The sequence below is a fragment of the Achromobacter pulmonis genome, assembly GCF_902859765.1.
Lineage (GTDB): Bacteria > Pseudomonadota > Gammaproteobacteria > Burkholderiales > Burkholderiaceae_B > Achromobacter > Achromobacter pulmonis.
The window spans coordinates 17,611-31,656 of sequence record NZ_CADIJV010000006.1; the positions used below are offsets into that span (position 1 = coordinate 17,611).

At 67.0% G+C, this 14,046-nt stretch carries 15 protein-coding genes; 12 read left to right on the forward strand and 3 right to left on the reverse strand.

The features are described 5' to 3' along the window. Nucleotides 1–9: 9 nt before the first annotated feature. The 8 genes from cysT (at nt 10) to HV701_RS07405 (ending at nt 8,030) form a co-directional block, all read left to right on the forward strand. Nucleotides 10–900: a sulfate ABC transporter permease subunit CysT gene (cysT, locus tag HV701_RS07370; RefSeq protein WP_175132429.1), complete on the forward strand. Its 891-nt coding sequence runs from the start codon at nt 10–12 to the stop codon at nt 898–900. Continuing rightward, a complete protein-coding gene (gene cysW / locus HV701_RS07375) occupies nt 897–1,796 on the forward strand; it encodes a sulfate ABC transporter permease subunit CysW (protein WP_175132430.1) in 900 nt (299 codons plus the stop codon). The genes cysT and cysW overlap by 4 nt, the downstream gene beginning before the upstream one ends. 25 nt (nt 1,797–1,821) lie before the next feature. Continuing rightward, nucleotides 1,822–2,886: a sulfate/molybdate ABC transporter ATP-binding protein gene (locus HV701_RS07380; RefSeq protein WP_175132431.1), complete on the forward strand. Its 1,065-nt coding sequence runs from the start codon at nt 1,822–1,824 to the stop codon at nt 2,884–2,886. Beyond that, a complete protein-coding gene (locus tag HV701_RS07385; protein WP_254595140.1) occupies nt 2,883–3,629 on the forward strand; it encodes a phosphoadenylyl-sulfate reductase in 747 nt (248 codons plus the stop codon). The genes HV701_RS07380 and HV701_RS07385 overlap by 4 nt, the downstream gene beginning before the upstream one ends. Nucleotides 3,630–3,668: 39 nt before the next feature. Continuing rightward, nucleotides 3,669–4,577 (forward strand): sulfate adenylyltransferase subunit CysD, encoded by a 909-nt coding sequence (cysD, locus tag HV701_RS07390; RefSeq protein ID WP_175132432.1) that lies wholly within the window; start codon nt 3,669–3,671, stop codon nt 4,575–4,577. A gap of 43 nt (nt 4,578–4,620) precedes the next feature. After that, nucleotides 4,621–5,919 carry a sulfate adenylyltransferase subunit 1 gene (locus tag HV701_RS07395; RefSeq protein ID WP_175132433.1) on the forward strand — a complete coding sequence of 433 codons (1,299 nt, stop codon included), beginning with the start codon at nt 4,621–4,623 and terminating at the stop codon, nt 5,917–5,919. Nucleotides 5,920–6,131: 212 nt separating this feature from the next. Next, nucleotides 6,132–7,511, forward strand: a complete 1,380-nt coding sequence (locus tag HV701_RS07400; RefSeq protein ID WP_175132434.1) for a PA0069 family radical SAM protein — start codon at nt 6,132–6,134, stop codon at nt 7,509–7,511. Between the two features lie 72 nt (nt 7,512–7,583). Further along, on the forward strand, nt 7,584–8,030 hold the full coding sequence (locus HV701_RS07405; RefSeq protein WP_175132435.1) for a hypothetical protein: 447 nt from the start codon (nt 7,584–7,586) through the stop codon (nt 8,028–8,030). A 57-nt stretch (nt 8,031–8,087) separates the two neighbouring features. Here the strand turns inward: HV701_RS07405 and HV701_RS07410 are convergent, their stop codons facing one another. After that, nucleotides 8,088–8,960 (reverse strand): DMT family transporter, encoded by an 873-nt coding sequence (locus HV701_RS07410; RefSeq protein WP_175132436.1) that lies wholly within the window; start codon nt 8,958–8,960, stop codon nt 8,088–8,090. A 231-nt stretch (nt 8,961–9,191) separates the two neighbouring features. On the opposite strand from HV701_RS07410, the gene rplS reads away from it, so the two are divergent. Beyond that, on the forward strand, nt 9,192–9,572 hold the full coding sequence (rplS, locus tag HV701_RS07415) for a 50S ribosomal protein L19 (protein WP_006218237.1): 381 nt from the start codon (nt 9,192–9,194) through the stop codon (nt 9,570–9,572). A gap of 123 nt (nt 9,573–9,695) precedes the next feature. Beyond that, entirely contained in the window at nt 9,696–10,427 is a 732-nt protein-coding gene (locus HV701_RS07420; RefSeq protein ID WP_175132437.1) for a CoA pyrophosphatase, read from the forward strand. A 103-nt stretch (nt 10,428–10,530) separates the two neighbouring features. Here HV701_RS07420 and rsgA read toward each other — a convergent pair whose 3' ends face one another. Together rsgA and HV701_RS07430 are read right to left on the reverse strand one after the other, a co-directional pair. Further along, nucleotides 10,531–11,493: a ribosome small subunit-dependent GTPase A gene (rsgA, locus tag HV701_RS07425; protein ID WP_236754944.1), complete on the reverse strand. Its 963-nt coding sequence runs from the start codon at nt 11,491–11,493 to the stop codon at nt 10,531–10,533. Beyond that, complete coding sequence (locus tag HV701_RS07430) at nt 11,490–12,740, reverse strand: M48 family metallopeptidase (protein ID WP_175132438.1); 1,251 nt, start codon at nt 12,738–12,740, stop codon at nt 11,490–11,492. The genes rsgA and HV701_RS07430 overlap by 4 nt, the downstream gene beginning before the upstream one ends. Before the next feature lie 76 nt (nt 12,741–12,816). On the opposite strand from HV701_RS07430, the gene orn reads away from it, so the two are divergent. Both orn and HV701_RS07440 read left to right on the forward strand, forming a co-directional pair. Beyond that, nucleotides 12,817–13,362 (forward strand): oligoribonuclease, encoded by a 546-nt coding sequence (orn, locus tag HV701_RS07435; RefSeq protein ID WP_175132439.1) that lies wholly within the window; start codon nt 12,817–12,819, stop codon nt 13,360–13,362. A 43-nt stretch (nt 13,363–13,405) separates the two neighbouring features. Then, a complete protein-coding gene (locus HV701_RS07440) occupies nt 13,406–14,041 on the forward strand; it encodes an NAD(P)H-hydrate epimerase (protein ID WP_175132440.1) in 636 nt (211 codons plus the stop codon). The last annotated feature ends 5 nt before the right edge of the window (nt 14,042–14,046 follow it).

Sequence of the window (14,046 nt, forward strand, 5' to 3'; positions counted from 1 at the left end):
ACGACGGCCATGACTTCAGCCTCGATTCCGGCGGCAAAGAGCGCGCAGGCGCCTTTCGCCGTTCGGCGCAACAGCCCGGGTGTGCTGCCCGGTTTCGGCATTGCCATGGGCTACGCGGTGCTTTACCTGAGCGTGCTCGTACTGATCCCCCTGGCGGCGCTGCCGATCAAAAGCGCTTCGCTGGGCTGGCAGGGCTTCTGGGATACGGTCACGGCGCCGCGCGTGCTCGCCTCCTATCAACTCACTTTCGGCGCCTCGCTGCTGGCGGCGCTGGTCAACCTGGTGTTCGGCACCATCGTGGCCTGGGTGCTGGTGCGCTATCGCTTTCCCGGCAAGAAGATCCTGGACGCGCTGGTGGACCTGCCGTTCGCGCTGCCCACCGCCGTGGCCGGCATCGCGCTGACCGCGCTGTACGCCCCAAAGGGCTGGCTGGGCGCGCCGTTGGCCGATTGGTTCGGCCTGAAGGTGGCCTTCACGCCGCTGGGCATCGTGATCGCGCTGATCTTCATCGGCGTGCCGTTCGTGGTGCGCACGGTGCAGCCCGTGCTGGAAGACGTCGAGCGCGAGATCGAGGAGGCCGCCGCCAGCCTCGGCGCCGACCGCTGGCAGACGATCCGCCGCGTGCTGTTGCCGACCATCCTGCCAGCGTTGATGACTGGTTTCGCGCTGGCCTTCGCTCGCGCCGTCGGCGAATACGGCTCGGTGGTGTTCATCGCCGGCAACATGCCGATGGTGTCCGAGATCACGCCGCTGCTGATCATCGCCAAGCTGGAGCAGTTCGATTACGCGGGCGCCGCCGCCATCGCCACGGTGATGCTGGCGCTGTCGTTCGTGCTGCTGCTCATCATCAATCTGCTGCAGGGTTGGCAGGCCCGTCGCGGCCTTGGGAGACAGGCATGAGCTTTGCTGACCGTCCTGCCCACCTGACCGAGCCGCGCTGGGTGCGCGGCATCCTGCTGCTGCTGGCGCTGGGCTTCCTGGCGCTGTTCCTGCTGGTGCCGCTGGCGGCGGTGTTTGTCGAAGCCTTCCGCAAGGGCTGGCAGCTGTACCTGGCAGCCATCGTCGAGCCCGACGCGCTGGCCGCGATCCGGCTTACGCTGCTGGTGGCGGCGATCGCGTTGCCGGTGAACCTGGTGTTCGGCGTGGCAGCCGCCTGGGCCATTACCAAATTCCAGTTTCGCGGCAAGCAGTTCCTGATCACGTTGATCGATCTGCCGTTCTCGGTCTCGCCGGTGGTGGCCGGCCTGGTGTTCGTCTTGCTGTTCGGCGCCCAGGGCTGGTTCGGCGGCTGGCTGCAGGAGCATGACCTGAAGATCGTCTACGCCGTGCCCGGCATCATCCTGGCCTCGCTGTTCGTGACCTTCCCGTTCGTGGCGCGCGAGCTGATCCCGTTGATGCAGGCGCAGGGCAGCGAGGAAGAGCAGGCCGCGCTGACGCTGGGGGCGAACGGCTGGCAGATCTTCTGGCGCGTGACGCTGCCCAACATCAAGTGGGGCCTGCTGTACGGCGCCATCCTCTGCAATGCGCGCGCCATGGGCGAGTTCGGCGCGGTGTCGGTGGTGTCCGGCCAGATCCGCGGCCTGACCAACACCATGACCCTGCATGTGGAGATTCTCTACAACGAATACCAGTACTCGGCGGCGTTCGCGGTGGCATCGCTGCTGGCGCTGCTGGCGTTGGTGACGTTGGTGGCCAAGAACGTGGTCGAGTGGCGCAACGCGCGCTACCTGACGGCGGCGGCGCTGCCGGTGGAGTATCCCGGGCCGGCGACGGCCATCAAGCCGGCCGTCGCCTGACGCGGCCGGCCAGACGGAGACAAGCATGAGTATCGAGGTTCGCAATCTATCCAAGCGCTTCGGCCAGTTCCGCGCGCTCAACGATGTGTCGCTGCATATCGAGACCGGCGAGCTGGTGGCGCTGCTGGGGCCTTCGGGCTGCGGCAAGACCACGCTGCTGCGCATCATCGCCGGGCTGGAATCGGCCGACACCGGCAGCGTGCTGTTCGCCGGCGAGGATGCCACCGCGGTCGATGTGCGCCAGCGCCAGGTCGGCTTCGTGTTCCAGCACTACGCGCTGTTCAAGCACATGACGGTGTTCGAGAACGTCGCCTTCGGGCTACGCGTCAAGCACCGCTCGCAGCGGCCGTCCGAAGACCGGATCCGGCGCAAGGTGCATGACCTGCTCAATCTGGTGCAACTGGACTGGCTGGCCGATCGCTACCCGGCGCAACTGTCGGGCGGCCAGCGCCAGCGCATCGCCCTGGCGCGCGCGCTGGCGGTGGAGCCGCGCGTGCTGCTGCTGGACGAGCCGTTCGGCGCGCTCGACGCCAAGGTGCGCAAGGAATTGCGGCGCTGGCTGCGTCGTCTGCACGACGAGCTGAACGTGGCCAGCGTGTTCGTCACCCACGACCAGGAAGAGGCGCTGGAGGTGGCCGACCGCGTGGTGCTGATGAATGCCGGCAGGATCGAACAGGTCGGCACGCCGCGCGAGGTCTGGGAAGGGCCGGCCACGCCGTTCGTCTACGGCTTCCTGGGCGACGTCAACCCGTTGCAGGGCGTGGCCAGCGGCGGCGTCTGGGAAGGGGCGGGGCTATCGCTCCCGGCGCCTGACCTGGCGCAGGCCGAGGCCCGGCGCGCCATCGCCTATGTGCGGCCGCACGAATTCGATATCGAGCGCTACCGCGCGGACGGCGCCGGCATTCCGGTGCGCCTGTCGCACGCCTACCTGGCCGGTCCCAGCGCCCACCTGGAACTGGCCAGCGAGGAATCCGGCGACGTCATCGAGGCCGAAGTGCCCGAGCATCTGTACCGGGAGCTCGGCCTGCGCGATGGCGACGCGCTGCTGGCCCGCCCGCGCCGGGCGCGTGTCTTCGCGGTGCAATCATGACCGCCGCCACGTTGGCTGCCGGCCTGGCGCCGGCCCTGGGGGCCCGCTGGAACGAATTGCTCGCGCGGCTGGCCGATATCCAACAGCGCTATCCCGACGCGGCGCTGGCCTCGTCGCTGGCGGCCGAGGATATGGTGCTGACGCACGCCATCTATGGCGCCGGCCTGGATCTGGAAGTCTTTACGCTCGACACCGGCCGGTTGCATGCCGAGACCCTGGGCGTGCTGGACGCGGTGCGCGAACGCTATGGGCGCGACGTCACCGTCCATCGGCCCGACGTCGGCGCGGTGCAGCGCCACGTGGCCGAGCATGGCGCCCATGCCTTCTACGAAAGCGTCGGATTGCGCAAGGCCTGTTGCCAGATCCGCAAGGTGGAGCCGCTCAAGCGCGCGCTGGCAGGCCGCGGCGCCTGGATCACCGGGCAGCGGCGCGCGCAGTCCGCGACGCGCGGCGAGTTGCACCTGGAAGAGGATGACGCCACGTTCGGCCTCTACAAGTTCAATCCGTTGGCCGAATGGAGCGAAGAGGATGTCTGGGGCGTGATCCGTGGCCTCGGCATTCCCTACAACCCGCTGCACGACCAGGGGTATCCGTCGATCGGCTGCGAACCCTGTACCCGCGCTATCCGCCCGGGCGAAGACCTGCGGGCCGGGCGCTGGTGGTGGGAGTCGTCGGACTCCAAGGAATGCGGCCTGCACGCACGCAACCGGGTGATTGGCCTCGTCGCGGCGCCCCGCGCCTGACGCCGTCATCCTTCAGATATCCGTTTTAGGGGAATATTCATGTCCGCAGTGATCCAACGCAGCCACCTGGACTGGCTGGAATCGGAAGCCATCTTCATCCTGCGCGAGGTGGCGGCCGAAAGCGAGAAGCCCGTGCTGCTGTTCTCGGGCGGCAAGGATTCGGTGGTGCTGCTGCGCCTGGCCGAGAAAGCCTTTCGTCCCGGGCGTTTTCCGTTTCCGCTGATGCACATCGACACCGGCCACAACTTCGACGAGGTCATCGCCTTTCGCGATGCCCGCGCGGCCGAATTGGGCGAGACGCTGATCGTGCGCAGCGTGGAAGACTCGATCAAGCGCGGCAGCGTGGTGCTGCGCCGCGAAACCGATTCGCGCAACGCGGCCCAGGCCGTGACGCTGCTGGAGGCGATCGAGGAATTCGGCTTCGACGCTTGCATCGGCGGCGCCCGCCGCGACGAGGAAAAGGCGCGCGCCAAGGAACGCATCTTCTCGTTCCGCGACGAATTCGGCCAGTGGGATCCCAAGGCCCAGCGCCCGGAATTGTGGAACCTGTTCAACACCAAGGTGCATCGCGGCGAGAACATGCGGGTGTTCCCGATCTCCAACTGGACCGAGCTGGACGTCTGGCAGTACATCCAGCGCGAGCAATTGGCGCTACCGCCCATCTACTTCAGCCACGAGCGCGAGGTGGTGCGGCGCAAGGGCCTGCTGGTGCCGGTCACGCGTCTGACGCCGCCGCAGGAGGGCGATACGGTCGAGCGCCTGTCGGTGCGCTTCCGCACCGTCGGCGACATTTCCTGCACCTGCCCGGTGGCCTCGGACGCCGCCGACACCGCCGCCATCATCGCCGAGACCGCCGTCACGGACATCACCGAGCGCGGCGCCACGCGCATGGACGACCAGACTTCCGAGGCCTCGATGGAGCGCCGCAAGAAGGAAGGCTATTTCTGATCGCAGGAGCGGCCGGCGCCAGGCCGGCCCACAGGGGACGCATATGAACGCAGTAAACGACTCTTTTCTTTCCGGCGCCGACACGGGCGTGCTGCGCCTGATCACCGCGGGTTCGGTCGATGACGGCAAATCGACGCTGATCGGCCGCCTGCTGTACGACAGCAAGGGCGTGTTCGCCGACCAGCTCGACGCGATCTCGCGCGCCAAATACAAGCGCGTGGCCGAGGGCGGCATCGACTTCTCGCTGCTGACCGATGGCCTGGAGGCCGAGCGCGAGCAGGGCATCACCATCGATGTGGCTTACCGATACTTCTCGACGCCGGCGCGCAAGTTCATCATCGCCGACGCGCCGGGCCACGAGCAGTACACCCGCAACATGGTGACCGGCGCGTCCACCGCCGACGTTGCGGTGATCCTGATTGACGCCACCCGCGCCGCCGACGGCAGACTGCTGCCCCAGACCAAGCGCCACAGCGCCATCGCGCGGCTGCTGGGCATCCGCCACATCGTGGTGGCGGTCAACAAGATGGATCTGGTGGATTGGGACCCGGCCGTGTTCGCGCGCATCCGCGATGCCTACGCCGCGCTGGCGGACAAGCTCGGCATCCAACATTTCGACGCGCTGCCGTTGTCGGCGCTGAATGGCGACAATGTGGTGACGCGGTCGGACAAGACGCCCTGGTATGCGGGCCAGCCGCTCCTGACGTTGCTGGAGTCGCTCGATCTGGCGGCCGATGGTCGCGCCGGACCGCTGCGCTTTCCCGTGCAATGGGTGGCGCGCCACGATGGCAGTCTCAAGGAGGATTTCCGCGGCTACGCGGGACGCGTCGCCAGCGGCGTGCTGCGTCCCGGCGACGAGATCGCGGTGCAGCCCTCGGGCGTGACGGCGCGGGTGCAGGCAGTGCGCCTGTTCGATCGCGCGCTGGACGAGGCGGTGGCGGGTGATTCGGTCACGCTGGTGCTGGACCGCGATGTCGACGTGTCGCGCGGCGATGTGATCGTGCATGGGTCGGCGCCGGCGCAGGTGGCGCGCGAATTCGAGGCTGAGCTTTGCTGGCTCGACGCGCAGGCGCTCAACCCCGCGCGCAAGTATCTGCTCAAGCACGGCACGCGCTTGACGTCGGCGAAGATCCGCGCCGTCCTCACGCATCGAGACATCCACGAATTGCAGGAAGTGGAGAACACCGAAGGCACGCTGCGCATGAATGACATCGGCCGCGTCACGTTCACCACGCGCGAGTCGCTGGCCGTCGATCGCTATGCCGATGTGCCCGCCATGGGCGCCTTCATCCTGATCGACGAGGCCACGCACCAGACCGCGGCAGCCGGCATGCTGCGATAAGCCACGAAGGGGGGGGGCGGAGCCTTCCCCGGATGCCGGCTTTGGGTGTTGCTTTTATTCCAAAGTCAATGCTGGCGCGGCTTTCCGGGCAATATCGCAACGTGGAATCGAATTGTCCGGACGCCATCTTCGTCTTGCGGTAAAGTGGGGTTGTCTTACGAAAAGGCTTTTGGTGCTTGCTAAAACCACTGTGTTTTTGTACAGTAGTTTCCATGGCACGTACCGATCATTCTTTTCCCGCCGGTTCTGGGTCCCCGGCTGCCGCCCCCGCCGCCTTGCGCGGTCGGGGTGCGGTTACTAATGTTCGGCATCGCTTCCAGCAAGACGACCGCGTGCGGATCGACGATGGCTGGTCTGCCTCGGGCCTCCCGGCCGATTTCGTCGACACTGTCCCCGATAATTCCCCCGCATTTGCCGCAGATGTTCCCGGCGGCCAAGCGCGCCGCAGCGGCCCCGGCTCGCCGGCTGCGGTCATTCCCATCCTGCCGGATGCCCGCATTGCGCCGGCCGCTCCCAAAACCACCGTCACCGCCGAAGAAGCTCGCAAGGTCCTGTCGCGCAACGACTCGCCCGACATTCCCTTCGACGTTGCCGTCAACCCCTACCGCGGCTGCGAGCACGGCTGCGTCTACTGCTACGCCCGCCCGACCCATTCCTACCTGGGCTATTCGCCCGGCCTCGACTTCGAGACCCGCCTGGTGGCCAAGGCCAACGCGGTCCAGGCGTTGCGGGCGGAAATCAGTCGGCCCGGTTACAAGCCTTCGCCCATCAACATCGGCTCGGCCACCGACGCCTACCAGCCCATCGAGCGCGACTGGCGCCTGACGCGCGGCATGCTCGAGCTGATGCTCGAAACGCGTCACCCGCTCACCATCGTCACCAAGAACGCGCTGGTGGCCCGCGACCTCGACCTGCTGGCCGCGTTGGCCGAGCAGAAGTTGGTGGTGGTCTACATGAGCATCACCACGCTCGATGCCGACATGGCCCGCACCCTCGAACCGCGCGCCGCCGCGCCCTGGCGCCGTCTGGAGGCCGTGCGCAACCTGACCGCCGCCGGCGTGCCGGTCGGCGTGCTGGTGGCGCCCGTGATCCCGTTCATCAACGATGACGCCATGGAGCACATCCTGCAGGAATCCAAGGCTGCCGGTGCCCACTACGCCAGCTACACCGTCGTTCGGCTGCCCTGGGAAGTCAAAACCCTGTTCGAAGACTGGCTCAACGCCCATTACCCGGATCGCGCCCAGCGCGTGCTGCATCGCATTGAAGACCTGCGCAACGGCCGCCGCAACGACCCCAACTTTGGTTCGCGCATGCGCGGCACCGGCATCTGGGCCGACCTGCTGCGCCAGCGCTTCGCCGTGGCCACCCGCAAGCTGGGGCTGAACCGTCACCGCCTGGCGCTCGACTGCGATCACTTCCAGCCGCCATTGCCCGCCGGTACAGCCGATGTTCCCGTTTTCCCATCCCCGGTTGGCGCGCAAGCGTCTTCAGGGGTCCCTTTTGCCAGTGCCGTGCCCGTGACTGGCGCCTACGGGCGCGGTACGCGCCAGTTGCGCGCCATGGTTGCCGGGCAATTGTCGTTGTTCGATTGATCCGTGGGTCATCCCCGGGTTGCCGCCGCGGCGTGTCGCCGTGGTTCCTGATCGCGTTACAAGGAGTTCCTTATGAACACCGCTCAACTCTCCGTCCTGCCGGACGATCTGGCCGCCGTGTCGTTGTCCCCGCTGCGCCGCACGGCCCAGCGCGCCCGCGCCATCGGCGCCCGTTTCACCGGGTTGGCAATGCCGTGGATGGGCGTGCCGGCCGCCAGCGCGGGCAGGAGCGCCGCCGCGGAACCAGCCTTGCCTGCGGGGCCCCGCGCGGATGCCCCCGCCCAGGTCGAGCCGCGCAAGCGTGAGCGCACCGGCACGTTGCCGGGCAAATGGCCGTTCCCGCCGGCTGCCGGCCAGGACGCTTCCGCTGCCGGTGGGCGCTGCCTGGGCAACGCCACGGTCGAACCGGTGTCGGATCAGGTCAGCGTGAAGAGCATGGTGCTGGATGTGGTGCTGGTGCTGGCATGGGGCGCGATGATTCCCGGTCTCATGTGGCTGGGCGTGGCCGGCGGTTTTTGAGGCCGCACCGTGGTGCGGGCCGGCCGTGGCGTGTCACGCCCGAGGGCCGCTTCGCGTTCAGGTCGAGCCCAGCAGGATCACGCCCGCCAGGATCGACAGGCAGCCCGCCAGGCGGCCAGGGCCGACTTTCTCGCGCAGCAGGAACATCCCGGCCAGGGTACCGAGCATCATCGACATTTCCCGCGCCGGGGCCACCAGGCTCAGCGGCGCGCCATTGCGCAGCGCATACAGCACCAGGATGTAGCCCAGCGGCGACAGCAAGCCCACTGCCAACGCCAGGTGCCAATGGCCGCGCATGGAGGCCCATGATTGAGCGCGGCGCTTCATCATGTGTGGCGTCATCATGGCGGTGCGGGTGACACAGGTGAACCAGTCGAACAGCACCGGGCTGATCAGCAGTACCTTCACGCCATAGGCGTCCACCACGGTGTAGGCGGCGATGAACAGGCCAATCACCATGCCCCAGCGCACGCCCACCCAGGCCTGGGCGTTGCGGAAAATCGACAGCCGCCCCTGCGTGGCGATCAGCAACACCCCGATCACCACGCACAGCATGCCGGCGATGCCAGTGCCCGTGGCCGGTTCGCCCAGCAACAGAAAGGCGCCGGTGGTCGAAAGCAGGGGACCGGTGCCGCGGGCGATGGGATAAACCACCGACAGATCGGCCACTTGATAGCCACGTTGCAGGCACAGGCTGTAGCCCAGATGCAACAGGCTGGATGTCAGGATCGCTCCCACCACGGGCCAGGTCCAGGTCATGCCGTCGTGCAGCAACACCCATATGACCCAGGGCGCATACAGCACCGAGGCACACAACCCATAGGCGAAGACGAACGGGGCGCCCACCATGGCCGCGCGTTTGGCGAGCAGGTTCCACGTTGCGTGGGCCATCGCCGCCAGGACGACCAATAACAGGGACGAATACGACATGGGGGAACAGCGTCTTATGACGTGTTTGTTACAGAAACCGCTAGAGTACCGCAAACCGCGGGCAGGGCCTCATCTTACCTGAGGCGCCTGGCGGTTTTTGGTGTAGAATCATTGGTTTGCCAAATCTCATCCTCTGCTTGCGGTACACGGCCGTGATTGACTGCGGCCCGAACAACATCGAACGGCAAAGCGCTTTTAGTCCGCAAAGGCATGATGATCTAGGAGTTCTCAATGAACCTTATCGCTATCCTGGAACAGGAAGAGATTGCCCGTCTGACCGGCGGCCAAGCCAAGCCTGAATTTGCTCCTGGTGACACCGTCATCGTGAGCGTGAATGTCGTCGAAGGCACCCGCAAGCGCGTGCAGGCTTTCGAAGGCGTCGTGATCGCCAAGCGCAACCGCGGCCTGAACTCCGCGTTCACCGTGCGCAAGATTTCGTCGGGTGAAGCCGTGGAACGTACGTTCCAGCTGTACTCGCCGCAAATCGCCGGCATCGAAGTCAAGCGCCGCGGCGACGTGCGCCGCGCCAAGCTGTACTACCTGCGCAACCGCTCGGGCAAGTCGGCGCGTATCAAGGAAAAGCTGGTCAGCAAGCAAGCCTCGGCGGCTTGATCGCTTATCGGCACACGGCCCTACCAGTGTCGGACGCACACGCCATCCAGCGTTATCGTCCGGCCCGGGTTTCCGGGTTAAAAAGGCACCTGCGAGGGTGCCTTTTTCTTTTTGAAAAGCCGAATGTCTGATTCCTCGTCTTCTGCGCGGCCACGCCGGCCGCTGGTGCGGCCCGGGTTCGACCCGGCGTCGCAACCCTGGGTGGTCGCCAATGATTCGCTGGTGGCGGTGCCGGCCGGCATGCTGACACCCGACCAACTGCGCGGCACGCTCAGCCAGCCGTCCACCTGGACGCTCGAACTGTCGCGCGACAACGACCTGCGCTATCCCGGACGGGAGGGCGCCCCCGTGCCCGCCGCTGTCCTGATTCCGCTGGTGACGCGCGCCGACGGGGTGCACATCATGCTGACCCAGCGCGCGGCACACCTGCATGACCACGCGGGCCAGATCAGTTTTCCGGGCGGCCGCATCGAAACCAGCGACGCCACGCCCATCGCTGCCGCGTTGCGCGAGGCTCAGGAAGAAACCGGGTTGCCGGCCAATCATGTCGAAGTGCTGGGCAGCATGCCTCCGTACCTGACCGCCACCGGCTTCTCGATCATTCCCGTGGTATCGCTGGTGACACCGGGCTTCCAGTTGGCTCCGGACGCCTTCGAAGTGGCCGAGGTGTTCGAAGTGCCGCTGTCGTTCCTGATGGACCCGGCCAATCATCGCCTGTACGAGGCGCGGCTGGAAGACGGCCGGGTGCGCCGCTATTACGGCATGCCCTATGGCCGGCACTTCATCTGGGGCGCCACCGCCGGCATGCTGCGCAACCTGTACCACCTGGTGCGCAACGGTTTCCAGCCGCGTTGAGATGGCGGCCGCGCGTCGGGTCTGGCGCCGTGGCGCTTGTCGTTGATCCGATCGCCGTCGGCATGGCGACGGCTTGGCCGCGCCCGCGGCTGTCCGCCATGTCTCAGTAGCGCTGCTGGCCCGCCAGGTTTTCGTCCAGGATGCGCAGGTACAGCGCGTAGCGCGCGGGATCGATCCGGCCTGCATCCAGCGCCGCGACCACGCCGCAGCCTGGTTCATGGCGATGGGTGCAGTTGTAGAAGCGGCAGGATTCGATCGGCGTGGCGAATTCCGGGAAGCCGCGAATGATGTCCTCGCGGCTCAGGTGCTGCAGGCCGAAGGCCTGGAAGCCGGGGGAATCGATCAGGTCGCCCCCCGGCGCGGGCAGGTGATAGAGGCGGGTGCTGGTGGTGGTGTGCTTGCCCATGTCCAGCGCCGTCGAGTGCTCGCGAGTGGGCGCGGCGGCGTCCGGCACCAGCGCGTTCAGCAGTGTTGACTTGCCCATGCCGCTTTGTCCCAGCAGCAGGTTGGTGCGGCCGGCCAGGCGCGGCGCCAGCAGCGCGTGCACCCTTTCGGGTTCGAGCGCGCTCAGCTCGACGATGTCCACGCCCAGCGCGGCGATGGGTGCCAGGCGCGCGCGGGCGGCGGGCAGCGCGTCGGCAATGTCGGTCTTGTTCAGGATGATCAGCGGGGCGATGCCGGCGCTCCAGGCGCCGGCCAGCGCGCGGCCGGTCAGGTCATCGGAGAAGGTCGGCTGCACTGCGACCACGATCAACAGTTGGTCGACATTGGAGGCAAACTGCTTGGACCGCATTTCGTCGGAGCGGTACAGCAGGTTGCGGCGCGGCAGGATGGCGTCGATGGCGCCTTCGTCCTGGCCTTGCGGCGTGATACGGACGCGGTCGCCGACCGTGGCGCCGGCCTTCTTGCCGCGGGGGAAGCATTTGCGCAGGCTGCCGTCGGCCAGCTCCACGGTGTAGTGGCGGCCGTGCGCCGCGATGATGCGGCCTTCGTTGGCGGCGTCGGTCACTGCACCGTGTGCCGGCGCGTCCCGGAAAGCGGCCTTGTGGCGGTCGTTCATGCTCATGCCGCAGGCGCCGTCAGGTGGCGGATGCGCACGGCGGCGGGGGGATGACTGTCGTAGAAGGCGGAATGCACGGGATCGGGTGTCAGGGTGGCGGCGTTGTCGTCGTAGAGCTTGACCAAGGCGGAGACCAGGCGGTCCGGCGAGCTTTGCTCGGCCGCATAGCGGTCGGCCTCGAACTCGTCGCGGCGCGAGTACCAACTGGCCAGCGGCGTGAAGACGAAGGTGAACACCGGAATGGTCAGGAAAAACAGCAGCAGCGCCATCGCATCGTTGCGACCGCCCAACTGGGGCAGCACGCCCAAGCCCACGTAGAACCAGGGTTGCTGCGCGATCCAGCCCAGGAGGGCGAAAAAGGCCAGCGCGGCCGCGAAGCTGAACAGGATGCGCTTGATGATGTGGCGCTTGGCGAAGTGGCCGAGCTCATGTGCCAGCACGGCTTCGATCTCGTCAGCGTTCAGGCGCGCCAGCAGCGTGTCGAAGAACACGATGCGGCGCGAGCGGCCGAAACCGGTGAAATACGCGTTGCCGTGCGCCGAACGGCGCGAGCCATCCATCACGAACAGGCCGTTGAGCGCGAAGCCGCAGCGTTGCGCCAGCCGCTGGATGCGGCCGGCAAGTTCGGGGTCGGACAGCGGCGTGAATTTGTTGAACAGCGGCGCGATGAACATCGGATAGACGATGAGCAGCGCCAGGTTGAACACTGTCCATAGCGCCCAGGCCCAGATCCACCAGTACTGCCCTGCGCTGCCCATCAGCCACAGGACGGCGGCGGCCAAGGGCAGGCCCAGCGCGGCCGCTACCAGCAGGCCTTTCAGCGCGTCGGAGATGAAAAGCTCGGGCGTCATGCGGTTGAAGCCGAAACGGGCCTCCAGCTTGAACTGCCGCCACAGCGTGAAGGGCAGGCCCAGCAGGCCCAGCAGCAGCGCCACGGCCACCAGCAGCAGCATCTGGCGCAGGAAGTCATTGCTGGTAAGCTGGCCCACCATGAGGTCAATCGCCTGCAGCCCGCCCAGCAGCGTCAGGCCGACCAGCAGAATGGCGTCGTAGGTGCGTTCGAACATGCCCAGCCTGACCCGGGCCACCGTGTAGTCGGCCGCGCGCTGGTGGCTGGCCAGGCCGATACGGTGGGAGAATTCCGGCGGCACCTGGTCGCGATGGCGCGCCACGTGGCGGATCTGGCGGCTGGCCAGCCACATGCGCACGGCGATATCGGTCAGCAGGAAGGCAACGAACAGCAATGTGAACATGGGCGGTGCGGCGGGCTCAAATGGGGATGTGCGAAAATCAGATGTCCGAAAATCGCATGTTTTATAGGCAAATTATATGGCTGTGAACGAAAACCGCCTGGTCTGGCTGGACATGGAAATGACCGGCCTGGACCCTGAAAAAGAACGCATCATCGAGGTCGCCGTGGTGGTCACCGAGCCCGACCTGACCGTGGTCGCCGAAGGCCCCGTGCTGGTCGTGCACCAGCCCGACAGCCTGCTCGACGCCATGGACAGCTGGAACAAGTCCACCCATGGCAAGAGCGGCCTGATCGACAAGGTCCGTGCCTCCACGATCTCCGAAGCGCAGGCAGAGGATACGCTGTTGGCGTTTCTCGCGCAGCACGTACCGGCCGGCAAGTCACCGCTGTGCGGCAACACCATCAGCCAGGACCGCCGCTTCATGTTTGCTTACATGCCGCGCCTGGAGCAGTTCTTCCACTACCGCAACCTCGACGTCAGCACGCTCAAGGAACTGGCGCGCCGCTGGGCGCCGGCCGTGTACAAGGGCTTTGAGAAAAAGAGCCGCCATGAAGCGCTGGCCGACATCTACGAGTCGATCGACGAATTGAAGTACTACCGCGAGCACTTCCTGAAGGTGTAACGGCCGGCCTCTCGCCGGAGGTGCGTTTTTTCCAAGCGTTGTCATGCCCGCTTCATATTCCGTCGCCAGCATCCGCGCCGCCGAGCGCCAGGCCTCGGCCGCAGGCCGGCGGCTGATGCCGCTGGCAGGCGCGGCAGCGGCTCGTTTCGTGGCCGCGCGGCTCGCGCCGGGCGCCAGGGTGCTGGCGCTGGCCGGGCCGGGCAACAATGGCGGCGACGCCCTGGTGGCGGCAACACGCCTGCGCGAAATGGGATATGACGTGCGTGTCGTCCTGCCCGCGGGCGCGCAGGGCCTGCCGGCCGACGCTGCCCGTGCCTATGCCGGTTGGATCGGGGCGGGCGGAACATGCCTGAGCGCGCTCGATCCGGATCCGGCGCCAGACCTGGTCATCGATGGCCTGTTCGGCATCGGCCTGAACCGCCCTCTGGGCCCCGATTGGCAGGCGCTGGTCGACACTGTCAATGCGTGGGGCCTGCCGGTGTTGGCGCTGGATGTGCCCAGCGGCATCGACGCCGATACCGGTGCGGCGTTGGGACGCCCCATCCTGGCTCGTTGGACCCTGTCGTTCATTGCCCGCGCCCGGGGTCTCGCCCGGCCGGGGGCCGCGGCCGATGCCGCGGGCGAATCCCACGTCGATACGCTGGGCGTGGCGATGACCGGGGCGGGCGGCCCCGGCTGAGCAGG